The 26,662-nt window shown below is 40.9% G+C and carries 21 protein-coding genes; 9 read left to right on the forward strand and 12 right to left on the reverse strand.

Annotated elements, in window-relative coordinates:
• Positions 1-4: 4 nt before the first annotated feature.
• The 4 genes from BMY50_RS13880 to BMY50_RS13895 all read right to left on the reverse strand — a co-directional run bounded on the left by BMY50_RS13880 (position 5) and on the right by BMY50_RS13895 (position 7,230).
• Positions 5-1,780 (reverse strand): RagB/SusD family nutrient uptake outer membrane protein, encoded by a 1,776-nt coding sequence (locus BMY50_RS13880; protein ID WP_093325416.1) that lies wholly within the window; start codon positions 1,778-1,780, stop codon positions 5-7.
• Between the two features lie 18 nt (positions 1,781-1,798).
• Entirely contained in the window at positions 1,799-5,305 is a 3,507-nt protein-coding gene (locus tag BMY50_RS13885; protein ID WP_093325418.1) for a TonB-dependent receptor, read from the reverse strand.
• A 108-nt stretch (positions 5,306-5,413) separates the two neighbouring features.
• Entirely contained in the window at positions 5,414-6,532 is a 1,119-nt protein-coding gene (locus tag BMY50_RS13890; protein WP_093325421.1) for a FecR family protein, read from the reverse strand.
• An 89-nt stretch (positions 6,533-6,621) separates the two neighbouring features.
• A complete protein-coding gene (locus BMY50_RS13895) occupies positions 6,622-7,230 on the reverse strand; it encodes an RNA polymerase sigma factor (RefSeq protein WP_093325423.1) in 609 nt (202 codons plus the stop codon).
• 435 nt (positions 7,231-7,665) lie between these two features.
• Here BMY50_RS13895 and BMY50_RS13900 point away from each other — a divergent pair, with 435 nt between their 5' ends.
• Positions 7,666-8,118, forward strand: a complete 453-nt coding sequence (locus BMY50_RS13900) for a ferritin-like domain-containing protein (RefSeq protein WP_093325426.1) — start codon at positions 7,666-7,668, stop codon at positions 8,116-8,118.
• Positions 8,119-8,176: 58 nt separating this feature from the next.
• Here BMY50_RS13900 and BMY50_RS13905 read toward each other — a convergent pair whose 3' ends face one another.
• The 4 genes from BMY50_RS13905 to BMY50_RS13920 all read right to left on the reverse strand — a co-directional run bounded on the left by BMY50_RS13905 (position 8,177) and on the right by BMY50_RS13920 (position 12,240).
• Positions 8,177-8,569 carry a barstar family protein gene (locus tag BMY50_RS13905; RefSeq protein WP_238383766.1) on the reverse strand — a complete coding sequence of 131 codons (393 nt, stop codon included), beginning with the start codon at positions 8,567-8,569 and terminating at the stop codon, positions 8,177-8,179.
• A gap of 79 nt (positions 8,570-8,648) precedes the next feature.
• Positions 8,649-10,643: a tetratricopeptide repeat-containing sensor histidine kinase gene (locus BMY50_RS13910; RefSeq protein WP_093325429.1), complete on the reverse strand. Its 1,995-nt coding sequence runs from the start codon at positions 10,641-10,643 to the stop codon at positions 8,649-8,651.
• Between the two features lie 318 nt (positions 10,644-10,961).
• Positions 10,962-11,186 carry a hypothetical protein gene (locus tag BMY50_RS13915; protein WP_093325431.1) on the reverse strand — a complete coding sequence of 75 codons (225 nt, stop codon included), beginning with the start codon at positions 11,184-11,186 and terminating at the stop codon, positions 10,962-10,964.
• A 25-nt stretch (positions 11,187-11,211) separates the two neighbouring features.
• Positions 11,212-12,240: a hypothetical protein gene (locus BMY50_RS13920; protein WP_093325434.1), complete on the reverse strand. Its 1,029-nt coding sequence runs from the start codon at positions 12,238-12,240 to the stop codon at positions 11,212-11,214.
• A 272-nt stretch (positions 12,241-12,512) separates the two neighbouring features.
• Between BMY50_RS13920 and BMY50_RS13925 the strand changes: the two genes are divergently transcribed.
• The 5 genes from BMY50_RS13925 to BMY50_RS13945 all read left to right on the forward strand — a co-directional run bounded on the left by BMY50_RS13925 (position 12,513) and on the right by BMY50_RS13945 (position 18,180).
• On the forward strand, positions 12,513-13,595 hold the full coding sequence (locus BMY50_RS13925) for a sensor histidine kinase (RefSeq protein ID WP_093325436.1): 1,083 nt from the start codon (positions 12,513-12,515) through the stop codon (positions 13,593-13,595).
• Complete coding sequence (locus BMY50_RS13930; RefSeq protein WP_093325440.1) at positions 13,592-14,320, forward strand: LytR/AlgR family response regulator transcription factor; 729 nt, start codon at positions 13,592-13,594, stop codon at positions 14,318-14,320. The genes BMY50_RS13925 and BMY50_RS13930 overlap by 4 nt, the downstream gene beginning before the upstream one ends.
• Positions 14,321-14,454: 134 nt before the next feature.
• Positions 14,455-14,703, forward strand: a complete 249-nt coding sequence (locus BMY50_RS13935) for a hypothetical protein (protein ID WP_093325443.1) — start codon at positions 14,455-14,457, stop codon at positions 14,701-14,703.
• A 290-nt stretch (positions 14,704-14,993) separates the two neighbouring features.
• Positions 14,994-15,182, forward strand: a complete 189-nt coding sequence (locus BMY50_RS13940; protein ID WP_093325447.1) for a hypothetical protein — start codon at positions 14,994-14,996, stop codon at positions 15,180-15,182.
• Positions 15,183-15,396: 214 nt separating this feature from the next.
• Positions 15,397-18,180: a DUF5695 domain-containing protein gene (locus tag BMY50_RS13945; RefSeq protein ID WP_139202260.1), complete on the forward strand. Its 2,784-nt coding sequence runs from the start codon at positions 15,397-15,399 to the stop codon at positions 18,178-18,180.
• Between the two features lie 161 nt (positions 18,181-18,341).
• Here BMY50_RS13945 and BMY50_RS13950 read toward each other — a convergent pair whose 3' ends face one another.
• On the reverse strand, positions 18,342-18,764 hold the full coding sequence (locus BMY50_RS13950) for a DUF3995 domain-containing protein (protein WP_093325455.1): 423 nt from the start codon (positions 18,762-18,764) through the stop codon (positions 18,342-18,344).
• Positions 18,765-19,425: 661 nt separating this feature from the next.
• Between BMY50_RS13950 and BMY50_RS13960 the strand changes: the two genes are divergently transcribed.
• Both BMY50_RS13960 and BMY50_RS13965 read left to right on the forward strand, forming a co-directional pair.
• Positions 19,426-20,301: an alpha/beta fold hydrolase gene (locus tag BMY50_RS13960; protein ID WP_093325462.1), complete on the forward strand. Its 876-nt coding sequence runs from the start codon at positions 19,426-19,428 to the stop codon at positions 20,299-20,301.
• A 146-nt stretch (positions 20,302-20,447) separates the two neighbouring features.
• Positions 20,448-20,969, forward strand: coding sequence for a GNAT family N-acetyltransferase (locus tag BMY50_RS13965; RefSeq protein WP_093325466.1), 522 nt, complete (start codon positions 20,448-20,450; stop codon positions 20,967-20,969).
• 135 nt (positions 20,970-21,104) lie between these two features.
• Here the strand turns inward: BMY50_RS13965 and BMY50_RS13970 are convergent, their stop codons facing one another.
• A complete protein-coding gene (locus BMY50_RS13970; protein ID WP_093325469.1) occupies positions 21,105-21,536 on the reverse strand; it encodes a DUF1801 domain-containing protein in 432 nt (143 codons plus the stop codon).
• A gap of 371 nt (positions 21,537-21,907) precedes the next feature.
• On the reverse strand, positions 21,908-22,354 hold the full coding sequence (locus tag BMY50_RS13975; protein WP_093325474.1) for a DinB family protein: 447 nt from the start codon (positions 22,352-22,354) through the stop codon (positions 21,908-21,910).
• Positions 22,355-22,765: 411 nt separating this feature from the next.
• Here BMY50_RS13975 and BMY50_RS13980 point away from each other — a divergent pair, with 411 nt between their 5' ends.
• Positions 22,766-23,101, forward strand: a complete 336-nt coding sequence (locus BMY50_RS13980; RefSeq protein WP_139202261.1) for a hypothetical protein — start codon at positions 22,766-22,768, stop codon at positions 23,099-23,101.
• A gap of 197 nt (positions 23,102-23,298) precedes the next feature.
• Here BMY50_RS13980 and BMY50_RS13985 read toward each other — a convergent pair whose 3' ends face one another.
• Entirely contained in the window at positions 23,299-26,355 is a 3,057-nt protein-coding gene (locus BMY50_RS13985) for a beta-L-arabinofuranosidase domain-containing protein (protein ID WP_238383767.1), read from the reverse strand.
• Positions 26,356-26,662 lie beyond the last annotated feature (307 nt).

Raw genomic sequence — 26,662 nt, forward strand, 5'->3', positions numbered from 1 at the left:
ATCATTACCAGCCCGGATTCTGTTTTATTTTTGGGTTCAAACTAATCTGATCAAGCGGAATAGGCGATAAATAGTCTCTTCCAAGATTGAATTGATAGCCAGCTCCTAATGCACCTACGTTTTGATAGTACTCGATGTAATCTTCTGCATCCACAGGAAAACTCTTAATAGCATCCGCTATGTTTTGCGGTACACCTGCCACTTCCCACTGTGCTCTTTTTGCCCCTTTAGGTTTCCAGCCTTTGATTTTCTCGTCTATAGCCGCCCATCTAAACAAATCGTCCGACCGATAGCCCTCACAAGCGAGCTCCACTCGTCTTTCCCGGCGAATTTCATTGAGCAGTGGATTGATACCGGTAAATTCTTGGTTAGGATCGTTTGCAATACTTCCCACGATCAGACCGGGCATCCCTACCCTTTTTCTCAGCAAATTAATGCTCCTATCGGCATCCGACTGGCTAAACTCGCCTAACTCTGCCTTCGCTTCCGCATAAATAAGAGGTGCTTCGGCAAATCGGAAGATGATTTGCCCTGTAGTACCAAGGTCTTGCTGTTGATTATAATCGGGGTTATGCCCTTTATAAATCTGGTATCCCGTGAGTGATTTATTTTCATTGGCAACGTCAAAAGTAGGATATTCAAAGAGTACAGGCTCCTGTCCCCCCGGACGATTGTTCGTTATAACATGCGTTCCGTCTGGTATATAAATCGTCTGTCGTAAGCGCGGATCACGGTTGGTGGCCATCGCCACCAAGGTAGCATCTCCCTGATAAAGATCACTCGATCCGATTGGCTTACCATCTATACATAAATAAGCATCTATCAGATCCTTTGTTGCGCCGCGTCCGGCACCACCAATGGTATAACGGTGCCAGCGATGTCCTAGGCTAAGACCAAGATCGAAGGCTCTCCAGAGCATCACCTCATTATTGGAAGCATAGTTCACTTGATTAAACAGGCTCCAATAACCATTAGCATCCGAAAATTCCGATAAGGTATAGCCCCCACTATTATCCAAAAGCGAAGCACTAACGGTTGCTGCTTTTTCCAGGAATGTACGTCCGTCAGATCCTTCCACACCGAAAACAGTTCCTGCATGGTATTTCTCCCAAGTACCCTCAAAGAGGGCTATCCTTGCCTGAAAAAGCATCGCAATTTCTTTATTGACGCGAGAGACTTCGGCAGAGCCCTTTGTTGGCAAATACGTTATGGCCTTATCTAGATCGCTCATAATCGAATCAACCACCACATTGCGCGGCAAACGTTCGTTGAACACTTCTTCAGATACGGTATTCAACGGTATATTGATCCATGGCAGATCGCCGAATTGCTTGAGTTTTCCAAAGTAAAAGTATGCCCTAAAAAATAGCGCTTCTCCTACATACGACTGTATCACGTCAAAAGGTTCCGTCACTTTCGTATAGTTCGCTAACAGATAATTTACATTTCGTAATGCACTCCAATCAGCATAATCACCGTAGCCACCACCATTACCCGGAACAACTCGCTCGCCATTCAAAGCTGAATTATAAGTCGTAGCAATCATATTGTCACTGCCATCCGCATCTAAACCATAAATACCCGTAGAACCCCAGCCGTTGTAGTTTGGAAGCATATTATTGTAAAAATTATTGGCATAGAGTTTTAGGTCGTTAGCCGTTTTCCAATAATCGGCATCACTAATATTGGTTCCGGGAGTCTGTTCGAGTATATCTTTTTGACAGCTACTTAAACAGCCGTAGCAAAAAAGAACCAAAATTGTTGCATGTAGTAATTTCATATTGTTAGAATAAGCTGTTTAAAAGGATAAATTCACACCAGCGGAATAGGTACGCTGCAAAGGATATATTTTAGCGTCGCTAATAGATAATTCGGGATCCATTGTTTTGATCAGATCAGTAATGGTAAAGACATTATCTACGCTGATATAAAACCGTATCTTGCTGAATCCTATTTTATCCAATAAAGACTTCGGTAGGGAGTAGCCCAATTGTACATTTTTCAATCGCATGTATGCCGCATTCTGTAGATAACGCGTTTGGGTTTGGGTATTTTTTCCATTTTCACCAGTTAGATAAAACTTCGGGAAATAACCGTTCGGATTTTCCGGGCTCCAACGGTCGTTATGCACATCAAAAACAGAGCTTTGCCATTCATCTCCTGTTATGCCCCAGAAATAATTGGAACCAATCCAGGCATCTCGTTTAGCAATACCTTGAATAAAAAATGTGAAATCAACGCTCTTCCAGTTTACATCACCCGTAAAACCATAAGCAAAGCGCGGTGTATTATTGCCGATAACACTTCTATCACCGGGATTGGAAATAGTATTATCTCCGAAATCAATCATGCCGTCTCCATTTACATCCACATAACGAACATCACCGACTTTCCATGTTTGGCCAGAAATACGTTGTTGAGAAGGTGCTCCATCGATTTCACCTTGATTCTGAAAGAGGCCGTAAGTGGTATATCCCCATATATCACCCATTTGCTGCCCTACATACCACGTAGAATTCAAGCCAGTTGGATTAGGATATCTTGTTACCTTACCTTGGTAATCGCTTAGCACAGCTCTTACACCATAAGCGACTTCCCCTATTTTATCGCGCCATTGTAAACTTAATTCGAAACCCCTTGTTTCCATGCCAGCATTATTTGCACTTGGAGGTGTAGCCCCTAATACACCGGGCAAAGCCTCTGCCGGGCCAGCGAAATCATTGGCCTTTCTGATGTACCAGTCGAAAGAAGCACTTAAGCGTTCCCGTAAAAAGCTCATATCTGCACCAATATTTAATGTTGTAGTTGTAACCCATGTTAAATCAGGATTTATTAATCCAGGTGGCGACACAGCCGCTTGCTGATTTCCACCAAACAACCAATTTGTTGTAGGTGGGCTCACTGTGCCTAGGTTAGGATAAAAAGGATACCAATTAGGATTGTTGGGATCAGTGTCAATAAAGGCCTGATCGCCGAGTGAGCCATAAGATCCTCTCAATTTAAAACTATTAACGGTGGTTTTAATGGATTCAAAAAACACCTCTTTATCCAGGTTCCATCCCAATGACACCCCCGGGTAAAACTTCCAGCGAACAGGTCCTAAAAAGCGCGAGGTACCATCATATCTACCGTTAAATTCAAAGAGGTATTTCTGTTGGTAATTATAATTAACCCTTCCAAAAAAACCATCAGACGCGAGCTTACGGGTGAAATCGCTTAATGAAGGAGCAGGACCATACGTACCAGACAAGGCCGGTATATTATCCGAGTAGAGTTGGTTGTTGCTAGCAGCATATCGTTGATAATCGGTATAATCCCGGACAAAACCTCCCATTATACTAAAAAAATGATCGTCCAGCTGTTTTTCGTATTTAGTAAAAGCGTTAATGATATGATGTTGAATACGGTAATTGGATCTACTGAAACCATTGGGGTACGTACCCCCTATTTGATATTGCGTACCATCAGGACGTCCAGAATAAAGTGTTTTCGTATGTGAATTTTCATCTTGGAATGTACCATCGAAGGTATAGTTGGCCGTCGCAGTCCACCCCGGTGCTAGGTTGAATATAAACTCGCCCGTTAGCAAAGCTTTATCCAAGGTCGATTTTGTCCGTCCACCGAGCTCGTGAAGCAACACATCACTGGCATCTGAATAATTTCCATCTGGGTTAAGGAGTGGAACAGTGGGCCATTTACGGGCAATCTGATGCATATAATTACCTCCCGTTTTGCCAGAATACGTATTGGGCGAGTTACTGAGTTCTTTTGAAAAGCTTCCGCGATAGCTGAAATCCAACCATTTTGCAACAGCAGTTGTAAGATTGGTGCGCACATTAAATCGTTGATACTTGTCATTTCCGTAATTGTACATACCCGCACGATCATTATACCCTAAACCAACATAGTAGTTGGTATTTTCAGAACCACCAGAAACCCCTACATTGTGCTGCTGGCTAAAAGCTAGATCTTTAAAATAGACGTCAAACCAATCGTTATTGGCATTTCCCTTATCCCAAGTATAATATTCATTGGTACCTGCTTGTGGATTAACGATGGTTTCGGAATTCAGGGAACCATTTTGATAGGCGATGATCCTATCCATCGTCTCTTGATTAAAAATTTCACTCCTGCCCCCATTTACAGCTGCCTCATTATAAAGATTGGCGAACGCTAACGAATTCAGCATCTTTGGCAAGTTAATGGGCGCTGCCAATCCCAATGTATTGTTATACGTAATTGCTGGTTTGCTCCCCTTTTTTCCCTGTTTTGTGGTGATAAGGATAACGCCATATGGCGCACTAGACCCATAAATAGCTGAAGAAGCAGCATCCTTTAACACGGATATGTTCTCAATATCATCCGGATTAAGCGCATTGATATCTCCACCCTGCACACCATCAATTACCACAAGTGGCCCACCGGTAGTTCCTAATCCGGTGTACCCACGTACATTGATACTCTGTGTAGCATTTGGCGCACCGCCACCACTTCCCGTAACAATGTTCAATCCCGGCATCTGCCCTTGCAAAGCCTGACTGACGCGAGAAATCGGTCTATTCTGTAATACTTCTCCACTAATTTGTGAAACAGCACCTGTTACGAGCGCCTTATTCTGCGTACCATAGCCTACCACCACTACTTCGTCTAGGTTGGCCAAATCTTGCTGTAGCACTACATCAAGGTCGCTGCCAACTGCTGTTATCTCCCGTCGCAAATAACCAATATAACTGAACACGAGCACCGCACCGCTTTTGCTTAAACTTAGGCGATACCGGCCCTCCACATCGGTCATCGTTCCGTTCTTCATGTCCTTCTCCTGTACATTTACACCCGCCAACGGCAATCCCGCTTCGTCCTTCACTAAACCGGTCACTGCCAATTGCTGTACGCTGATTTGTGGCACGTTTGGTGTTTTGGCCAGGTGTTTTCGTATTACAATCGATTGGTCTTCCACACTGTATTCAAGCGTCTGGTCTGTAAAAATTGCTGCTAAGCTTTCCTCCAATGACGCTTTCTGTAAATTAACGGAAACGGGTTTAGCATTTTCCAGTAAACTGCTATTATAAAAAAGACGGTATCCGCTCTGTTTACTGATACTCTTTAAAACGGAAGCTAAGGATGCATTTTTAACAGAAAGATTAATTTCCTGTGAGAACACCTTACCAGAGACCTGCAGTAGTGAAATCAGCAAAATAAATAAAGTTAACTTAGTGATTTTTAATAATTTATATCGAAAATAAAATCGATTGAGATTGCCACTTTTCAGGCAATACCCTCCTTTGCATTGAATGGTTAAATTCATACATTTGTGAAATTAAGTTAGTCGATTAGTTTATTTAATTTAAGCAATTGACATGTTATTACTTTAAACCGGATGCGGGGCATCGCGTCCGGTTTTTTTGTCTTTTTTCTACATAGGCATCTTATTTTTTATGTAAATCTTCTTGTTGTTAATCTCAAATTTTAGCTCGCCAGTCCTTTCCATCATTTCCAAGACCTTTAATAAACTGACGTTTCTAGGTATATATCCATTATATGAATAATTCTTCACCCCATTAAATTCTACTTCAACATTATACCATCTACCTAATTGATTCATAATTTCTCGTATCGACGTTTCATTGAAAACAAAATCACCATTTTTCCAAGCTAGCGTTTCTTCCATATCTGCCTCGGCAATAGCGATATCTGGCTTTGTCCCATTAATGATCGACTGTTGCCCTGGCTCGAGCAATTTCGATTGTTTTGTTTTGGAATTCATTACTTTAACACGACCTGTTACAAGTGTTGACACCTCATTTATTTCTTCCGTATATGCTTTTACATTAAAGCTAGTTCCCAATACCACGATATTTTGTTCTCGTGTGTGAACAATAAATGGGCTGTCGCCCTTTCGTTTATCAACAGGCTGTTTAACTTCAAAGTAAGCTTCGCCAACGAGCTCTACCTCTCGCTGCTTTTCATTAAATTGAACAGGAAATTTAAGTCTTGTATCAGCATTAAGCCATACCATTGTACCGTCAGCTAGTGCAAGCTGATATTTTCCGCCTTTCGGTATAGATATTTCGTGATATAGTTCAGCAGTTTCCCGTTCAGGATTAATGTAGTAACTAATTTTACCATCCTTATCATTTAAGATCTGGATGCCTCCACTTTCAGAAATCCGATTTACAGTAGCATCCAGCTTAACCCTTCGTCCATCCGCTAGCGTTAATATCGCCTGGTTACTTGCTGCGTGAATATCGCCTGCGATCGTTGCCGGTGCTGCATAATGCCCCTGTCTTTGATAGTAAAATACGATATACCCTAAAATACAAAATAGAATAAAAGCAGCGGCGTATGTATATGTCAATCGGAATGTTCTCTTTTTACCTTGACCGCTATAAAGCTGCTGGTCCATTGATTCAGCCAAATGAGCATCGATTTCTCCAGATCGAAGGAGCTGAGCAAAGACTTCCAACTCTTCATCAGTAGCCAAGCCATCCCGGTACCTACGAATCAGGTTCCTATAAAAAGTGTCTTTGTCCATTTGTTCTATGCTATTTGTCCAGCACTTCTAATTAAGACACTTGAGTAAGAATTTAGGGTACCTAAGCGAAACAACTTTTTTTAAAAAAATTAAAAGTTAAGATAAATAGTATAAAATATCCAGAAACAGACACACCAATGCACTTCCAGCGGACCCTCTACTAATGCCTTTAACGTCTTCATCGTTTGTACCATATGTTTTTTTATGGCATTTCTGCTCACACCCATTTCTTTAGCCACTTCATCATACGTTTTCTGTTCCTCTCGACATAATTTGAATACTCTGCGAGCGGTTGGTGTCAAACTATTTAATGTTTCTTGCAAATAACGTTGGTATTCTTTCATTTGCAGATCGTCTTCAGTAGTCTTTTCATTTACAGGATAATGACTGAAGACCTCTTCTATTACCGCACGTGAATTGGCCACCTTTCTGAGGTTATTTAAGGTATGATTGCGGGCAATAGTAAAAAGATAGGCCTTAAAGCACCTTACTTCCAGCATGTTTGTTCGATCATTCCAAATTTTAATAAAGATTTCCTGGCAAAGGTCTTGCGCCAAATCGGGAGATTTAACATAATCTAATACAAATGAATAGATCTGTTTAAAATATTTACTATATAGGCTGTAAAATGCTTTTTCATTACCAATTGCCAATTTCTTGATTAAGATAGATTCATCCGGATTAAAATAGGCCTTCATCGTTCAAAAATTTTACCCAAATAAATACATAAACTGCCCCATATAACAACAGACAATGACTGTTTCAAAATACACAGCTTAAAACAGGTATGATTAGTTAGCTCTTTTACAATGCTAGAGAAAAAAAAACAGTATAACAAACCAGTTACAAACGCAACCGTTTGCGTAATTTAACGAGTAATTTTTCTTATTCTTTTGCTGTATCAAATTGCACTGCCATTTCAATTTCCCTCCCCGCAAGGAATAATCAATAACACGAATAATTTCTTACTACTTGATACTCATGTCTTGGTACTAATAACAACAACGAGTAGCTACCATGTAACGTTTATATATACATCAACTCCTTTAGTACAATTGAGTCAAACCAAATTGACATCATGTTGTTATTAAATTAATAGAAAAAAATTAAAACTAATAATTAAATACACATCTATGTTAACATCAGAAAATTCGATTTCAACTTTAAATGATCTGATTGAAATCAATAATGACCGCATAGCCGGTTTCGAAAAAGCAATAGCAGACATTAATGAAGAAAATGTTGATCTGAAAACGCTCTTTCAGGAATATACAGGCCAAAGCCGGAAATTCAGCCAAGAACTTACAGCAATTGTAAGTAAGCATGCGGCCGAAGCAGAAACAGGCACCAGCGTAGCCAGCAATTTGCATCGTGCTTGGATCGATGTAAAAGCATTGTTCGGAGGGCGCGACCGTAAAAGCATATTAGAAGAAGCAGAGCGCGGTGAGGATGCCATTAAGGAAGCATACCGTAATGCGTTGAAATCCGGCTCCATAACAGGCGAAGCCTTACAATTGGTCACAAAACAGTCAGAAGAAATAAGAAGCGCTCATGATAAAATCAAAGCGCTGCGAGATGCAAACTAGTACAATGCTCAAAGAAAAGCTGCCTTTTGTGCAGCTTCTCTTACTCCACGCTGAAACATTACACAACCAGCTCGATATTCGGATGTTCGGCAATAATAGCCATTAAGATATCAAAGTACGTTTCGCCCCGACCATCTTCCAAAGTCGTTAATTTCTCCCGAAAGTATTCTCTGTTAAAAGTTGAGCCAGCTTTCAGCTTCTCCTCGTAATAAGCTTTAGTTATTTCATAGCCCAATACTTCTTTACTTTTATCCATATTATTCCAGATCAATTGTACTTTCTCGTCGCTTTTTATTGCTCCGAACCCACCATATAGAAGATCATTAAAAGCATCTAAGCTATTGCCTATCTGCCATTGTTCTTCTGCCATAAATACCCGATTGATTTCGGCATAGAAGGACGCTATGTTGTGAATGTTATTACCGTTGATAGTGATTTGTTTCATCATCATGGGCAATTTAGTCTTTTTTAAACCATGTCAAGCAATGGTTCGACACTTTCCATCGCTATTCCATTACTGCAAGATCATTTCAATAGTCACATAATTCGATGTGTACAGTGGTTCCTTCACCTTTCGCGGTGATCAATTCCATCGTACCTTTGTAGTAAGAAACCCTGCTCTTAATATTCATCAATCCCATACCTTCCTTTTCTTGCAGTATCGTCTGGTCGAAGCCTATCCCATTATCTTCCACCGTGATCAAAAAGGTTTTATGCTGTTGGATACATTGAAGCACAATTCTCGTTGCGCGCCCATGTCGAACCGCATTAGCGATCAATTCCTGCACAATGCGATAAATAGTGACCTGTACCTGTTGTGAGTTATTTTTCTGCAGCTCAAAAGGTTGAAAATAAACCTGAACGCTATTGTCTGTATAAAACACACTGAGATCATTTAGAGCAGCCTCAAACCCGAATTTCAACAGTGCTTCCGGCATCATGTTACGCGCAATTCGTCTTAGCTCACTTACCGAGCCATCCAGCTGCTCTACCACTTGATGAAATTCCTGTTCTTCCGGAATTTCCACCAGTTTAGCAGCCCATCCCGAAAGATGAATTTTTACGCTTGCAAGCATTCCCCCCAATCCGTCGTGCAAATCACGCGCCATGCGTCTTCGCTCCCCCTCTTCTCCTTCAAGTACTGCCTTCGTAACTGCCAGCTCACGCTGTTGTTCCAGTTCTTTAAGCTGCTGCTTATGATGGAGAGCTTCCTGTATTCCTGAACGTTTTTGTTCTCGGTAATATACAACCGAAAACGCAGCTATCAAAAGCAACATAAGACAGCCCAGCCCTAATACCCAGTTAAATAGCCTGTTATTTTTGGCTTCCAATTGCGCTGCTGATTTCTGTGATTTCAACGAAGCAATTTCCAGTTTCGACTCAGCAGTCCTGAATTTAGTTTCCCATTGAAATATTTTCTCCTTGAGTTTCGCTTTATTCAGACTATCGCTGATATCGCTATAAACTTGGTTCCACCGGTAAGCCTCCTTAAAATCACCCAATTTTACATACTGTTTTGCCAGATCTTGATAGTACATCATCCTTGTCGTAGCAAAGGGCGTAGTAGGCTGTTGCGCAATTGCCAGCAGTACCTCCTTTGCTTCGCGGTGCCTTCCCTGCAGGGCAAATATTTCTGCCTGCCTATTACGAAAGCGCTCCACGTCATACGGGCCAGCGATACGTTGGGCCAGCACCAACCCGCTGTCAATGCAACGGAGCGCTTCATTATACTGCTTTCGTTTGCTGTAATAATCCGTCTCATTGAGCAAATATTCCATATAATATACCGATTCGGGGAAATCGTGCAGCAAGACCTTTACACGATCTTGATAATGCTTAGCCTCATTAAGTTTATTACGTGCGAGGTAGTTGCTCGATACCAACGAAAGGATATAAGCCTGCTGTGCATTATCTATCGATACCGTATCTAACATGGCGATCGCCTGATCGAAATAAGTGGCCGCTTTATCATATTCCAGCTCGTTGTCCAAAAGCATGCCTACGGAAGCGTACAGATCAGGAAGCTGCTCGTACCGCTCCGCCTTGCGCGTATATACGATCACTTTATCCCGTAGAGCATTGAGCACGGCTTCCGTATCATCCTTCATCTGTTGCAGTACGCAATAGTTATGCCATGCAGCTGCTAGTAGCGCATAAGCACTTTTAAAACGCAGGCCTTCGGCTACAGCAATAGAATCCACCCTTAAATAGGCCTGCTCACTTCTATCGGGCCGTGTTTTAAAATAGAGTTGCCCAATATAATGTTGATAAAGCGCCCTGGCATAGGGAGAGTTACCTGCAAGCTTTTTCCCATTAGCTAAGTATACTTTCGCCTTAGAAGTATCCTCCTTTCCCCAATACTCACTTAAGAGGTAGGCTGCACGGGCTTTCAAGCTATCCGAAGGATCTGTACGCATCGCATGCTCTAAGCTGTCGGCATGTCGTTTTCTATCCAAAGGAATGAATTGCGCTGTCACCTCTTGCAAGCAAGAAAAAAAAGTCAGCAAAAGCCATAGGTGTTTCATATACTCTAATTATTCGTCAATGCTATTTCACTATTGGCATTTATGAACCGCATAGCGGTTTTTATCCATCGGTCAGATGGAGCTTACCATGTTTAATCCGCCAGCTGGCGGACCATCTGTGTAGTGAAAATGAAATTTTCAACATAGACTGTTCATATTACAATAATACGAAAACAACGTAATGGTTCAACGTATTAACTGTCGTGTCAATAGCGCAAAAAAACTTGGAGCTAACCATAACAACTTGCAACGAGAATTTCTCGTATATCTTGGCAGTCGAAATTAGAAAGGGAAAGAAGTTCTTTAGCAACAGGGGTCTTACAACTCTAAATCAAAGGGGAGTTCAACGCAGCGATGGCCATGTTTTTTGAGAAGTGCTATTATATCTTCCACTTTAAAGGCAGCTCCCTCAATCCGCATAATTCTATCTTCATCCTCGAGATCAAAATTAATTCTCATACACGGATAGTCTCGCAAGAGGCCATCAACAATATTTGATACCTCCCGAGCATATGCTACATCTGTTCTGAAAACTTTTATCATGATTACAACAGCAATTAATTGTACTCTATTTTTTCTTCGCTAAAAATGAGGATGGATTGAACGATACACCTACGTTCACGTAAAATGTAGGGTCTGGACTTATTTGGAACACAGGATCCCCGAACGAATCTTCTTTTCTGAATAGCCTACCGGATGTGGTCAGTTTCATTCCAGTCTTTGCTGTAAGAATGAAATGTTTTGCCACAATATGCTCGTACATCAATCCCGAATGGATATCCAACTGCCGGTATTCAAATCTTTGTGCGGTGCCGTCTATATCATACACATAAAAGGAAGTACCATTTAGCTCCGTTCCCAATGATATCCTTCCGTTGGTAAGCACATATTTCCGGAGATACGCACTTTTTGGCAGTACAATATCTGCAATTAAGCCGTTGTTGAATTTATGTTCGTAGGAGAACGTTGGTATAAAAGGAGTTTGGGCACTCGGATCGATATTAGCAACCACTCCCACCATCAATTTAGTGCGTTCATTAGCCTTCAGCACCATTGTTCCTGTTAATAAGCCCTTCACCCTTTCAAAATGCTGGTCGCTGCCATCCACCAGCAAGCTAGAGGTATAGATCATCCGTTTATTGAACAGCTTGGAGAAATAAGTAAAGTTAACTGCCGAAAAGAGGTAATGATAATCCTCGTTTACGGTCTTGACACCTGCCGACGCCGGCAGTGTCAAATCGGTTTCCAGTGATACATATCTATAACCAGCTGCGGCACCGAGGAGCCAGTTTTTCCTTTTTAAGAAGTTAAAGTTGGCACTAATATTTGCCTGCGCAAACTTATTCACTTTACTTTCAGGGATTGAGTTAGGCCCTTTGTCTGACGTAAATTTATAGGGAGCATTATGGGCGAATTCAATGTTCAAAGGGCGAACAATGGCGAATTTGTCGGCCGCATAAGCCACTGCCTTTTTTGAAATGTTAACGGAATCTTTTTTTTCTTTCGGTATACCGTCTTTGCTTTGTGAAAAAGAAGGTACTGCGCAGATAGTCAGCATACCGAACACAAGGAGGCTTGCTTTTTTCGTATTATTCATCTAGTTTATTGATTTAATCTTTAAAGTATGTATCCATCCATATGTGCTGTGTAACGATGTATTGCCGTTGTTTTTTTATTAATTTGATAGCCATTCGAACTAGTAAACGGAACAAAGAAAGGAATAACGTTCTAGCCATTTTTTCTTTTTATACCAAACCTGTTACATTTTATACTAAAATCATTAGAAACAGCATTTAGTATAACAGAAAAGGGTTTTGGTATAATTTCCCGTGCAGGTCGGATATATTCCTTTTATCTTTGTTGAAATCCATGAAATACGACCACTGTCTAGAAAAGGAAACAAAGATTATACAGCTGATTGTTGCTAATCGGTACCGGTATTTACGCCATGCCATACTTTTACTTGGCACGGTTGTGACCATTGCATTCTCGACTGCAGTCACAGATTACTCCGGCGCATACAGCTATTTCAGACTGCTATGTATATCCACTGCCCTAATAACGATGTCTTACGTCAATATGAATGTCTTGGTACCCATCTTTTTCTTCAGGGGCCGGTACATCGTTTATTTGGCACTCTTGATTTTATTAGTGCTAATCGGGAAGATACTGATGTCCAGCGCGTTGGATTCGACATTCATTGCAGCGCAACTGGGAACATATATGCATGAAAGAAATGATTATAAAATGGGATCCTATGAGGGCACCATCATATTGGTGTCTGTCATCCTGATAACCACAACGATCAAATTGTTTCAGCGGTGGATGAGAGATAAAGAAAGAATTACCGAACTGCGAAACCTCACTTTAAGCATGGAGCTCAGCGAATTGCGAAACCAGATCAATCCTCATTTTCTCTTTAATATGCTTAATGGGATCAAAGCGCTAGTACGTGGCAATCCAGAGAAAGCCACTACGGTCATCATGAAACTATCCGAATTCCTTCGCTACCAGCTTTATGAGAACAACGAAGAGAAGACTTTACTGATGTCGGAGATCAATTTTTTATCCAACTTTCTTGACCTGGAAAAACTCAGAAGAGATAACCTTTCGGTTGACATCATCAATAGCACAGATCCTCCGATGTTAAATCACATCTTTTTGCCTCCTAACCTATTTACCACTTTTGTAGAAAACGCCGTAAAGCATAGCGTAAATATCAGCGGAGCAGCGTCCTATGTTAAGATCAACCTTGAAGTTAAAAATAATGAAGTTCATTTCCACTGCGTGAATTCGATAGATCCCCTCTATATACCCATCGATGAAAAACACAGCGGATTGGGATTAGCGAATATCAAAAGACGGCTTGACCTCTTATATGGCAACAAACACGTTCTTAAGATCACTCCCACAGAAAACGAATATGATGTTAAATTAACCATACCTATATGAATTGTATTATTGTAGACGACGAACCATTGGCAAGGGAAGAAATGCAGGCACTGATCAAAGAAGTGTCGGAAATAGAAATATTGGGAAAGTTTCCCAATGCCCCTGCTGCGTTAAGCTTCTTAAAAGTAAATGAAATAGACCTTATTTTTCTTGATATTGAAATGCCGATGGTAACTGGGCTGGAATTTGCTGCACAATTACCCAAACAGGCCCTTACTATTTTTACAACAGCCTACCCACAGTATGCCTTAAAAAGTTACGAGCTGGATGCAATTGATTACCTGCTCAAACCTATCGAAAAAAACCGACTTCAAAAGGCAATAAAAAAAGCAGAAGTATACAAACAGCTGCTTTCGGATAATACGGAGAAGAACACCATAGAAACCAATACGGCTGACTTTTTGCTAATTAAATCTGACCGCAAGTTCCATCGCATAAACTTCAGCGATATCAAATTTATTGAGGGCCTGAAAGATTATGTAGTGATATATGTGGGTAACCAGAAACTCATTACCGCCATGAACTTGAAGACCATTCACCAAAAGATCCCCCAGCATCTTTTTCTACGGGTTAGCAAATCCTATGTAGTAAATATAGGTTATATTGATTCATTTGATCACCGAAGCATCTATTTAGGTGAATTTGAGGTTCCATTGGGCGATGTTTATAAAAAGGATTTTTTTACGATCTATGCCGGTGGCGCGCTCGATCCTGAAAATGAATAATACCTGCTAAGCTAGAAGATATAATTATTGACCAATTTATTGATGATAAGCTATCGTGTGTGAATTTTGTTTTTAAAAATCAAATTAAATGGTTAAACTTGTATTAAGTTAATAACAATATTTTGTTAAATAACATGAAGAAAATAACTGACATACAGATACCTATTTTTGTTATTCATGAACTGATAATCCGCCTGCAGGAGATCGACTCTTTAGTAGGTGATTACAAGCATCATTATTTCTCATCAAACGAGGCCATAGTAGAGACCACTCATTTGCAGTTAAGATTTCCTATGTATTTGCTTCGTAAACAGTTCCAAGACCCTGAATTGATCGATCAAAACGAACTACGGCAACAATTACCATTTTATTTAGGCGCCTAATAATATTCAACTATATTCCTTTCTAGCTTCCCTTCCAAAATTGACGTCGATATGTCCAATTTCACCAACTCGATTGTCATCTTTGTAAACACTAAAAAAATGGAAGATTTAAATAATAACAACATCATCATGTGGCTCATTTGCCAACAGATATCAATGGCTTCCTATAGTATTACACAGCAAAAAAAGAACGCTGATTTCTGCCAAAGACGCTAGTATCTCGCTCGACCGGGTAGGTATAGATCAATAGGAGCCATGCACTTTAAGAAGCACCGATTGCCTGGTGGGGAATGGATAAGTACCTACAAGATTTTTCTTATCGCATTCCTATCGATTGGGAAATATTTATAAGTGCAGTCGGTATAACTTTTGTAATTGCAGCATGTACTGTAGGCTACCGTTCTATTAGGGTTGCAACTGTAAAACCCGATAAAAAGCTTACGAATGGAGTGATCGATTATATAGGATTACCAGATTGATGAGCTAGTTCATCATCGTATCAGTTGATTATTTTGTCATTTTAACTTAACCCAATCAAAAAATAGAGAAGACGTGCAGAAAAAATCAAAACCGAACAATAAATGATATTCATTGGTTAATTTCTGCACAGACTATGCCCTGAGGTATGTCTTATCTTTGGGAATGATCTGATCCCTTCAGATTTTCATGTATTATGATGAAGATATTCTTTCCATGAGCAATAATATACATAAAGGATTTTTTTGCCTGCTTTTTTTGTACGGCACCCTCTTCTACATACCCAATTCAAGCATGGCTCAGGAGCAGCATGCCGAATTTAATGGAGAGCAATTATTGGCCAGGTTTTCGTCCGCAGGCATGACACAGCTGAGCGATCCGCAGGATCCTTATCAATCCAATATCATAGGTAGAGGACGGGTATGGGGGCGGGTGAAGGCACTTTATCAAATGCATCCGGATGGTGATTGGATAGAACATTATGACTGGGTGGACAGCATGCGGGTGGAATCGCCCAATCAAATTGTGTATACCGATTACAAGGCAGGTATGCCCATTCAAGTGGAACGGATTTTTACCAAAAGTGGCAAAGGGCTGGATTTAGACATCAAGGTTCAGACAAAGATGCACTATCCCCTTACACTGGGCGACTTATCTATATTGCTCCCATGGTCGAAACCCAGCGGAGAGGATCCGAAACAAATTTTTGAGCAAGGATTTTTAAAGCATCAGTTCTTAACGGGCAATGGATCCTATATTTATTTCACCCGTGCAAATGGAAAGGGCCCCTACCTACTATTTTCAGCTAAACCAGGCACCCGTCTGGAATATTTTGAAAGCGAAGGTGGCCAATATCGGGTGTTTGTCCATTCGGCCGTTGCGGCCGCTAAGGTAAAGGAAGGTAGCTGGCGATTGGAAAATACCTCTGCCCATCTGAACGGAGTACAGCAGGAAGGCCACAGCCGCGAATATGGCTTTCATATGGAGTGGGTAAACAGTTACGAAGAACTCCGCAACATATTAGTAGAACAAGGACTGATCGATATCCGCGTAAGCCCAGGTATGACCTTGCCCACCGGATGGAACGGTCGCTTTGCCCTGCGTACCAAAGCGGTCATCGATTCCATCGTTCCCGAGTTTAAGGAACACACGCAGCTGCGTTCACGCTCTACAGCCATTCCTCAACAACATCTCTATGAAGTGAACTTTGCGCGGCTAGGCGAAAATAAACTTACGATCTATTATAACCATGGTGAGCAGCAGATCATGGAATTTTTTGTAACCGAAGCGCTGAAAACCTTGATCGAAAAAAGGACTGCTTTTATCACACAGCAGCAACAACATCGCGATCCTTCAAAATGGTATAATGGTCTGTATTCCATCTGGGACATGAAAAACAAAGTACTCCGTGGCCCTGATAATACAGACGGATTTGATTTCTGGTGGGGTTATGTACTCGCCAGTGACGACCCAGCTTTGTGCAAAGCACCCTTTGTCGCTGCGAAAAATGTTTATGATCCGGTAGACCAAGAAATTGCTTCGCTGGAATATTACGTCGAACATTTCCTGTGGGGAGGATTGCAGCGCACAGATAAAGAAACCTATCCTTATGGCATACATGGCGTACCGAACTGGCATGAGGCACGCGATAGCGCTCTTCGTCTTCGCTCTAGGGATTACAATCTCGATAAAGTAAAAGTATGGCGGGCCTATGATTATCCCCATATTTTCATGCTGTATTACCATCTTTTCCAAATTGCGGAATACTATCCAGACAAAGTAAAGTATTTAGATGCTGCGGCCTATCTAGAAAGAGCTTATCAAACCGCCAGAGCCTATTTTACATATCCTTATGAAATCAATTCCTGGTACGACACCTATAAATGGGGTTGTTATAATGAGCTGGTGCTGGTTCCGCTGATGGCCGATCTTGAGCGATATGGAAGAACAGCAGCAGCCCAATGGCTCCGGAACGAATGGGAGAAAAAAGTGAAGTACTTTGTTTACGATGACCCATACCCCTACCGTTCCGAATATAGTATAGATCGTACCGCTTTCGAATCAAGCTATGCCTTTGCAAAATATGGTGTAGTTACGCAGATGAAGCCCGATCAAAAACTCTGGTATGATCGCAATCTGCATAAATGGTATTCCCATCCCGAAGTATCTCCAAAAGATAGCCGTAAATTTATGGACGAACAATTATGGGCTGGGCTTGCCGTAAGGGGCTGGCTTACCCCCTCTTACTATGCCCTAGGATCGGACGACTCTGAAGGCGGGGGATTGAGCTATATGGCACGAATGGGCGGTTGGAGCATTCTGGACTATGGCATTCATTTCGCTGAAAAACCCTGGGATTGGCTACAATTGGGCTACGCATCTTATTTAAGCTCCTATGCCCTGATCAATTCAGGCACACCCGAAAGCAACTACGGCTATTGGTATCCAGGCAAGGAAAATGATGGTGCTACAGGATGGGCCTTCAACACGAAGAAGTATGGCCGCATCTGGCTCAAAGATCGCAGCGTACCGAGAGGTCCCTGGAACTACGATGGTGAAATCGATCTCGGAAATGGAGCCATCATGCGGATGGCCGCAACCTTGATTGCCAACGATCCATTGTTCGGCTGGATAGGCTATGGAGGAAACCTGGAAGAGCATAAGCAACAGCTGCATATCGTTCCCCAGGATGGCTTAAATATTCGCTTTGGCATTTTCACCGGGCAGCAGAGACTGATGGTAGAATTGAGTAGGGACCGCTTCGCCGAAGCGCCCATTATCACAGATAAAAATGTTAAGCAGATAAAATTACAGGTCGATAATATCAGCGGAACGCTTCATACCTTCGACCTGAAGCTGACTGGCACCGCTGGCTCTTCCTATCAAGTAAACGTGAACGGTAAAAAGTTAACTTCCCTTAAACTCGACGAAGGGAGAGAAAGCATTGTACCCATTCAACTTTCAGAAAAAGGAGCATCCATTGAATTGCTAAAAAACTAAATGTCGAGATATCGCAAAATGGACCTTTCGACTACGTTCAAGACAACGACCCATAACTGAAACAATAAACTTGTTAATCTCACAATTTTATATGAAATTTATATCCTGTTCCAGTGCCTACTGTCACGATACATGAAAAAGAACCATTTACCTTAAAATCGTCACATCATTACAATTACTAAGCACAGCAGGCTCAAAAGTAAACATAGCGGGGAATAAAGTGAAGTATCCCTTTTACCGAATTCCGTATCGTTAATTCTTTTGAAAAAGCCGATATATTTAAAGTCTCCTATAGCCCGTAATCCAAAGATGAAGGCCGTCCCCCAGAGGCCCCAAGTAACGATTGTTTGAGATACAAAAAGCCTGAGCATACCTATACCCATGAATGTATTGGCCGTACACAACAAAAGAAATAATCCTACCAATAGGCAGTCCACTGGCCCCGGCTGAATCCGTTTAACCCCTTTTCTATCCGTAGGAATCGCTGAGTCCTTTCCCCAATCGCCCCCGAATGCCCAATAAAAATGTATAAAAGCAATGGTTACAAGTACCACACCGATAATAAATCCCGCTATCAGTTTCATAAGTTATAATCCAAGGCACACAACCGTATCATTCGCTTTTCGCCGATACGATTGGGCGTCATTTTCATTAATTTGTTTCTAAAATATATTCCCAAGTTATTATTCAGTTGTGAAATCTTACCGATCGCCCAGCTATCATTCGTTACCATATGGGCCTTTTTCATTCGTAGAGAAAGGTATTTATCCAGCGCTTCGGAAGCGACCAAATTAAGTATATTTCAGGGAATGCAAAAGAACGACTAGCTGTAAGTACCATATTGATATGCCCTGATGGTATTATTGCCCGGGCTTCTGACCAGGACCTAAATTGTAACCGACTCCAAAAGGCTGCCGCTTGCTGGTTTGTCAACTGACCCTGGCTGTTTCGGCTGATCGCGATCTGTAAAAAACAAACGCGCCGAAGCAAAAAAAGGTCTTCAACCGGGGAGATTGAAGACCTTTACTAACCAATTATAAACCTCAATTATGATGATACAAAGATAGTGTACAATCAACACTTTGACATCAACACTTTGACAAATATTTTTTATCGATTTGATATTTGCATGACAAAAACGACTCAATAAGATTGTCGTAAATGCACCCTATTATTGCCCGTTCCAGCCCCCACCACCTACAGAAATGAAAGTTACCTTTGTTTAATAAAAATTAGACATAAACAATGAAAACAATAGCAAAACCTATCTTAGCGATATTGATCGTATTGACACAGACACTGCATATGGATCTATATGCCCAGACCAAAACCGGTTATGCGCCGGTAAACGGTTTAAAGATGTACTACGAAGTACACGGCGAGGGTACACCGCTGGTACTGATCCACGGTTCTTTCATGACTATTCCCGACAATTGGGAGCAAGTTATCCCGCTTTTTAAAAATAGGAAGATTATCGTAGCCGAGATGCAAGGCCATGGGCGCACAGCCGACATTCCCCGTCAATTCAGCTATGAGGCCATGGCCGATGACATTAGCGCATTATTGAAACACTTGCAGATCGACAGTGCCGACGTACTCGGATACAGCATGGGAGGCGGTGTTGCCTTTCAAATGGGTATCCGCCATCCGCAGCAGGTAAAAAAACTAGTGATCCTATCCGGTGCCTACAAAAACGATGGCTGGTGGCCAGAAGTAGAAAAATCGTTCGCTACCATTGACGCATCGATGTTTAAAGGATCACCCATTGAAGAAGCATATAATAAGCTGTCTCCGCATCCCGAAAAATTCGATGCCTTTATACAAAAGACCATGAGTCCGGATTTAAAGCCATACGACTGGACGGAAGACGTACGCAAAATGAATGTCCCCATTTTCTTGGTGATAGGCGACTCCGATGGTATCCGTTATGAACATGCCAACGACCTAATGCGTATGAAAGGCGGTGCTAAAATGGGCGATTTCGGAGAAATGTCTAGCTCCAGAATGGCCGTATTACCAGGCACAACCCATATCGGCATGATGATGCGAACAAACTGGTGGATACCGATGACGGAAGACTTTCTCGATGGCAAACAAGTGCCCAATCCCTTTGCCGAATAGCTATAAACTTCAGGAAACTTCCTCTTTTAGGGAGTCTTTGCCCTCAAGATAGCAATAAGCTTATTAAGCTCATTGCTATCTATTGGCTATCTTTGCAAAACATTAGTGGCCATTTTAAAAGCCTTATACGTCTTAAAAGAATGACAATGAATCAGGTAATAATTAGCAAAGCATCCTTTAATGAACTAGAAACCATCCAGCAACTTGGCAGAGAAACTTTTTCTGAGACGTTTGCGCAAAGCAATACGGCAGCAGATATGAAAAGGTATCTAGAAGAAAACTTCAATGAGCACAAAGTGAGAACAGAACTAAGTAATCCAGATTCCATTTTTTTTATTGCTTGGGAAGATGAAAAGGCTGTCGGTTATCTAAAAGTAAATTCCGGAAACGCACAGACAGAAATACAGGATCATACTGCGCTGGAAATCGAACGTATTTATGTAAGAAGTAGCCATCATGGCAAAAAGGTTGGACAGCTTCTTTATGAAAAAGCACTGGAAATAGCCGAAGATCAAAATAAATCTTACGTTTGGTTGGGTGTATGGGAAGAAAATCCACGAGCTATAAGATTTTATGAAAAGAACGGGTTTGTTACTTTTGACAAGCATATTTTCAAAATGGGCAATGATGAACAAACGGATATTATGATGAAAAAAAACTTAGGATAAAAGACACATCGGCTTTCAAGCTATCAAAGCAGCAACAGCGAATCCTGTAAATAGCCTTCGGAATGAGTAAGAGGTTTCTCCTGAACTAATACTGAATAGCGTTCGGAAATAATTGATTTCTGATCTTATAAAAAGTTAATCACCATCAAAATCGGATGATTTTCGTGGATAGTTGCGGGAAGATATTTTTTTGAAAGTGCTATCTAATTTAATTGCTTCTTTTAAAAGTTTTTTTATTGGCTTTTCATCAATTTCGGCTGCTGTCTCGTAAATTTTATAAAAAATCTGCTTGTTAGTTCCATGCGACAAAAAGCGATCCTGGTCATTTAATTTGTACCCGTACCAAAAACCTAAAAGAACTCCTTTTTTAACACCCCCTCTCGGAACAGTAGAGGGCCAGATAATACATATACCTTTGTTGCCATAAAAAAATGGAACATTATAGGATATTTTCTCTTTACAATATTCAGGAAGTGTTTCAATTATGATCTGTCGCAGAACATCTACGATTATTTTTTCTTCTTCGGGAAGAACAACAAATAAATCTACAAGATTTCTAATTTTCATCTGTATATAATTATTGATATATTGTTTATTTATGGCGGTATCAATGAGATCGCTTCGCTAAGTTTGCTTTTTAAAGGTGATGAGGTTATCATGATTTATTTTTCACTTTTTGTATGTTTTTCAGCTGCGTTCAAGAAAGCGCTACGCTTAGTTCATTCCACTATTTGATAGGCAAATCATAATGGTTTCATATTGTTTAAATTATTGATTTTGTGATCCATTTTTCAGAGGTATCAATAAGGTCCCTACGTATTTTCTTCAATTGTCAGTAAAATTTGAAAGTTAAATTTGCACTGCCATACACATAAGGGCTTGTCTCTAGCCTTTATTTATCATCACCGGGTTGAAGACTACTATCTTGCGTGTATTGCTTATCCGTCAATTAATCTTCTATGATAATTTATTTGTCCTAAATGATAAGTCAAATGAGTCGCCAAATGAACTAACATGTATTCGGTAGATATTTTTTTATCAGATACCAGAATAGGATATTCGCTTGCCAATTCACTTTCATCTAATTTGTCAAGAGATGTCTTAATCACCAGAATCGTCTCATCAATCTTAGAGAGCAATTCTTTTTGAGGAACATTTTTCAATGAAAACTCTAAATCTCTGTTTCTTATATAACCAGTTTTGCCAATTTCCCTTCCAATGTAAGTATTAAGGTTACCAATTAAATGTAAACAAAGGTTTCCAGCTGAATTAGAAATATTCTTCTCAATTTTCCAAATATTATCTTCTTTCTTGTATAATTCGATTTCACTTCGTAGCTTAAGTAAGTCTCTCGTAAATAATGATTTTAAAGTTTCAATTAACATTTGCTTAGCTTTTAAATTATTCTTTTATTACAATAACCGCTCGGTCATAAATTGATATTTTGCTCTCTTGTATTTAAGCGAGCTGCATCAGTTATTAACGCAAATTTAGGATTGTTAAAAATAGCAAACAACAGCACTTATTTATGAAAAATTTGTCTTCTATTTGGATTCTTTTATTTTAGCTAGGTCATCGTAGACATAATGTCCACAATATGCATTGTCCATTGCAAATTCAATAGGGCTATATAAATCCGTTTGTTGTGTTGGCTACGTTCTTGATAATCTCGGGTATCTTCGCGCTATTATTTAAGAAAGGGGTTATTTATCGATCAAAGTTTACTATTTATTAAGTTTTTGTTAAATATCTTCATTGTGTTGTATAAAATTGCTTTTACTGATATTTTAGTATTTATGAAGAGCAAATTTCCTGTATTGCTTATTGTCTTATCGGTGGTTCTTTTTACCAGCTGTGCGGCACTGTTCGCAAAGTATAACCGTTATATGACGGAATGGCAAGGCCACAAGGAAGACGAAGTATATCTTGTTTATGGACCGCCGATGAGAGCGCAAGATCTTGAAGATGGTCGCAAGATTATTGCCTACGATTTTGCCTCCAGCGGAGGCGATGCTACCAACTTCTGTGAAGTAAAGTTCATTTTAGAAGGTGGCATTGTCTCGACCGCCAATTATAGAGGCAATTTCGGAGCTGTAGAACGTTTTGTACGGGGACCGGGAAATGCTAATTGATGATTTGCCGATGCTCTATAAACTCATTTGGCACCATCCACTTTTGAGTACACAACAACGATTTATAACCCTAGATAGGGGCTTCACCAACATCTCAGCCTTTTGCAGAAAAAACCTATAACGAATAAGTCTGAATGATATCAGCTGTGCTTCGCACACCTTTTTAAGGTCACAAAATGTGACCTCCGCTTCCAGACCTACTTTAACCTAACATCCAAGTAAACAGAATGACGTCCATATGTTTCATAAAATGGTTTAAAAACTACATCATCAATAGTGAATTCCAGCTGTTCCGGATCGCCTTTAACGGACCTGCTTATATCTTTGGCATCCAAGGTTATTTTACGCCATTCTTTTCTAGCTGCTGGCTCTTGCGCTGCAAGCAATATGGGGCCATAAAACAAACTGGCGATATTTTGCTGATCCATAACCGGATCCAAGTGAAATTGGAAGGGCATTTGTAAATCGATCACGTCACCATCTTTCCAGTTACGGCTTATTTTCAGGTAACTGCCTGGTTTTGCCTGAAAATTTTGCGCTTTACCGTTGATCTTTACAAAAAATCCTTTAGTAGCCCAACTTGGCACACGGACATGGACATCAAATTCCCCGTCACCTTTTATCCTCAAACTTGTATGGTCTTCATGCGGAAAACTTGTTGTCTGCTCTACTGTTATGTTACGTTCTGTCCATTTTAATGTAGAAGGTATGTATAGATTGACGTAAAGTGCATCGTTATGCTCGCTTTTAAAGTAAATTGCATTTTGCAGTTTGGTACTACTTTCTATAGCCGTTCCATTGCAACAGGTAAAGCCCGTCATATGCGGATTACCAAATTGCTTGATGGACCCCGGTCTGAGAGGTACATGATAGGTATTGGCAGGGCTGTCTTTGGCCACAGAAGCGAGAATATGGTTATATAGGCCTCGCTCATAATAATCCATTAACTCTGGCCGCTGGTCGAAGAGAAACAGATCAGTGGTCAATTTCAGCATATTGTACGTGGCGCATGTTTCATTCTGTCCACCAGCAGAGAAACCGTTTTCATACAAGGTTGCCGGCTGACTGATAAAACATTCGGCATTGGCGGGATTGCGTGCCCCCGCAACACCTCCGATGCTGTACATATAGTCGTTCACGGCCTTGTACCAGAAGTTATCGGCTATGTTGTAATACGCAGGATCATTGGATACACGGTACATTTCGATGCTTCCTACAATTTGAGGTATATGTTGATTGGCGTGTAGACCACGGAACATATCTACATTTTTGGCCAAACCATGTGAATGTGCAGCATCACCGTAGAACATGTTGATATTATCAAATAACTGCGCTGTTTTGAGGTAATTCGGCTCATTCGTGATACGGTACAGTCGCGCCATAACCTCATTCATTCCTCCAAACTCACCAGCAATGTACGTATTCCACATCTTTATAAGTGTTTCCGTTGGCACCTGGCTCAAGCGGGCATATACCCAATTACTCATACCGGTGGCTATTTCAAGCGCTTTTTTATTACCGCTCACTTCATATACATCTATCAGGCCGGCCAAGATTTTATGCAAGGTATAATATGGTGCCCAAACCTGATTTTTCTGTCCGCCATATTTAGCGCCGTGCTCTAACATGATAAACTGGTCAGGAGGGTAGGCACTGATGAATCCTTGCCCCCAGTTCCAGTAATCGGTGCGAATACCTGCATCACTAAGATCTGAGTCATAATCTATTTTTCCGGAACCATGCGGTACAGCTGTTGGATCAGACACATAGGTACCACCTGCTTCTTTCGGCTTGCCGGATAATTGAGATAAATCGTAGAGGGTATTAACCATATACGCCATTTTTGCAGCGAAATTGGCTTGAAGCACCTTATCATATCCTGTGCCGGCGTAAGCCTGTGCAATTGCTGTAAGGTAATGCCCCGTAGCATGTCCCCTTAGCTTGGTATCCTGACTATCCCATACGCCTAAAGGTTGTGCTCCTTCGGGCTGTTTCTGGCCAAAAGCATGACGGAACATATAGAGGAAGGAGTTGGGATCGGTTTTAGCTAATGTAGTGATAAATTTATCCCGGTTTTCGAGAAACTTAGTCTCGTGGTCGTGAGCGTCCGTATTCAGTGAAACTTGATCCAAATGAAATACCTCTAGCTTTGAACTTGGCGTGATTGATTCGCTAGACCCTTTTACCGTGATAATCGCTTTAGGCTGTAGATCTGTTCCCGGAATCCGTCCGGTAATGGTATAGCGCCCGGCTTGAAGAACAGCGCTATTATCTGTAGGAGAAGGCCAAAGAACGCGTACTTTTGGGCCGTTTATCCCAGCCTGGTAGGTGCCCTGCACATAACTTGGTAAGCGGGGTAAAGTTCCTATTGCTGTTTCCACTTCCACGTCAGATACATTTACTAAATAGGCATTATAAAGCTGCGACTCGCTTCGAGAAAACTGCTGAAGATTATCCTCAGGCTTCCCCACATTTACTGCACCTTCCTGGCCACCTCTTAGGGCATTGTAATAAATACCGGCAACCTGTCTTCTCGTCAGGGGAACGCGATAAATACGAAAATCGTGTATCAAGGCATTCAAAGTGGGGTTTCCCGGCAGTAATGATTTGCCAATATACAGCTGTCTTTTCGTGCCTTGCTGGCCGAACACCGCTGTTAGCTCTGATAGAACATCTGCAGCTTCGCCCACGGCCTTACTATCGACATAGGTAACCATTGATTTTGAAGGAACATCGATCACAATGGCAAGGTGAACCCATTTATTTAGTGGTATAGCCGTTGAAGTCGCGCCCTTCTTGTTATCTTCTTTTGCCGTTATCAACGCTTGGTAACCTTCTTGCTTTTTTGTCCCAACAGGAGCCGCAAAAAAGTGCTTGGTGATATCCTGTCCAAAATCAAAAAAATATTGGCCACGTTGATCCGATCGTAAGTATATCCATCCTGATATACTGAGCGACTCTAAATCTGTTAAGGCTTCTCCCGGGATCGTAACAAAATCATTGCTCCCCCCAGAGAGCGACAAAACCTTTTTAAAGCGCTCGTCATTAACAAATTTGACTTCTGTACCTTGAAATTTGCCGTGCAAATTATTTCGAGACCAGTCCTTGGTATCCCCTTCAAACACATAACGTGCAATCATTCCGGTTTCACCAATGCCATCCAGTATCTGATCTCCATTTTGTGCCTGAACGGTGTGAGCACTCTCGGCCAAAACAACTACAAACAGGATAACACGCAAGATTACTTTGTACATTTTCGTTAGCATAAATTGTTCATGTCTACCTCCAGATCAAACCTGAAAATCAACATATTAAAATAGATAATTTATTGTTTGATAATTTTTCATAAAACTATAGAGATTCTCTTTGTTTCTTTAAGTATATTTTAGCAAATAATCACAGGATATTATCAGGTAAATTATAAAAAAAACGAAGACGTGCATCGATTAAGATTCTCTAGCTTCAATAAATCACAAAAGGACGGGAATGCATCGCTTTAAACTTGAGATAATTTGGCGATTACCAAAATACCAGTTCTGCAAAATTTGAGGTCTTGCATAA

The organism is Olivibacter domesticus, assembly GCF_900109575.1.
Classification (GTDB): domain Bacteria; phylum Bacteroidota; class Bacteroidia; order Sphingobacteriales; family Sphingobacteriaceae; genus Olivibacter; species Olivibacter domesticus.

Bases quoted from the DNA above. Each gene is read 5' to 3' on its own strand.
- BMY50_RS13880 (WP_093325416.1), bottom strand. From the start codon at position 1,780: ATGAAATTACTACATGCAACAATTTTGGTTCTTTTTTGCTACGGCTGT.
- BMY50_RS13940 (WP_093325447.1), top strand. From the start codon at position 14,994: ATGGATAAGTACCTACAAGATTTTTCTTATCGCATTCCTATCGATTGG.
- BMY50_RS13945 (WP_139202260.1), top strand. From the start codon at position 15,397: ATGAGCAATAATATACATAAAGGATTTTTTTGCCTGCTTTTTTTGTAC.
- BMY50_RS13970 (WP_093325469.1), bottom strand. From the start codon at position 21,536: ATGAAAATTAGAAATCTTGTAGATTTATTTGTTGTTCTTCCCGAAGAA.
- BMY50_RS13900 (WP_093325426.1), top strand. From the start codon at position 7,666: ATGTTAACATCAGAAAATTCGATTTCAACTTTAAATGATCTGATTGAA.
- BMY50_RS13915 (WP_093325431.1), bottom strand. From the start codon at position 11,186: ATGATAAAAGTTTTCAGAACAGATGTAGCATATGCTCGGGAGGTATCA.
- BMY50_RS13920 (WP_093325434.1), bottom strand. From the start codon at position 12,240: ATGAATAATACGAAAAAAGCAAGCCTCCTTGTGTTCGGTATGCTGACT.
- BMY50_RS13885 (WP_093325418.1), bottom strand. From the start codon at position 5,305: ATGAATTTAACCATTCAATGCAAAGGAGGGTATTGCCTGAAAAGTGGC.
- BMY50_RS13935 (WP_093325443.1), top strand. From the start codon at position 14,455: ATGAAGAAAATAACTGACATACAGATACCTATTTTTGTTATTCATGAA.
- BMY50_RS13975 (WP_093325474.1), bottom strand. From the start codon at position 22,354: ATGTTAATTGAAACTTTAAAATCATTATTTACGAGAGACTTACTTAAG.
- BMY50_RS13930 (WP_093325440.1), top strand. From the start codon at position 13,592: ATGAATTGTATTATTGTAGACGACGAACCATTGGCAAGGGAAGAAATG.
- BMY50_RS13905 (WP_238383766.1), bottom strand. From the start codon at position 8,569: ATGATGATGAAACAAATCACTATCAACGGTAATAACATTCACAACATA.
- BMY50_RS13925 (WP_093325436.1), top strand. From the start codon at position 12,513: ATGAAATACGACCACTGTCTAGAAAAGGAAACAAAGATTATACAGCTG.
- BMY50_RS13950 (WP_093325455.1), bottom strand. From the start codon at position 18,764: ATGAAACTGATAGCGGGATTTATTATCGGTGTGGTACTTGTAACCATT.
- BMY50_RS13910 (WP_093325429.1), bottom strand. From the start codon at position 10,643: ATGAAACACCTATGGCTTTTGCTGACTTTTTTTTCTTGCTTGCAAGAG.
- BMY50_RS13890 (WP_093325421.1), bottom strand. From the start codon at position 6,532: ATGGACAAAGACACTTTTTATAGGAACCTGATTCGTAGGTACCGGGAT.
- BMY50_RS13965 (WP_093325466.1), top strand. From the start codon at position 20,448: ATGAATCAGGTAATAATTAGCAAAGCATCCTTTAATGAACTAGAAACC.
- BMY50_RS13985 (WP_238383767.1), bottom strand. From the start codon at position 26,355: ATGTACAAAGTAATCTTGCGTGTTATCCTGTTTGTAGTTGTTTTGGCC.
- BMY50_RS13960 (WP_093325462.1), top strand. From the start codon at position 19,426: ATGAAAACAATAGCAAAACCTATCTTAGCGATATTGATCGTATTGACA.
- BMY50_RS13980 (WP_139202261.1), top strand. From the start codon at position 22,766: ATGAAGAGCAAATTTCCTGTATTGCTTATTGTCTTATCGGTGGTTCTT.
- BMY50_RS13895 (WP_093325423.1), bottom strand. From the start codon at position 7,230: ATGAAGGCCTATTTTAATCCGGATGAATCTATCTTAATCAAGAAATTG.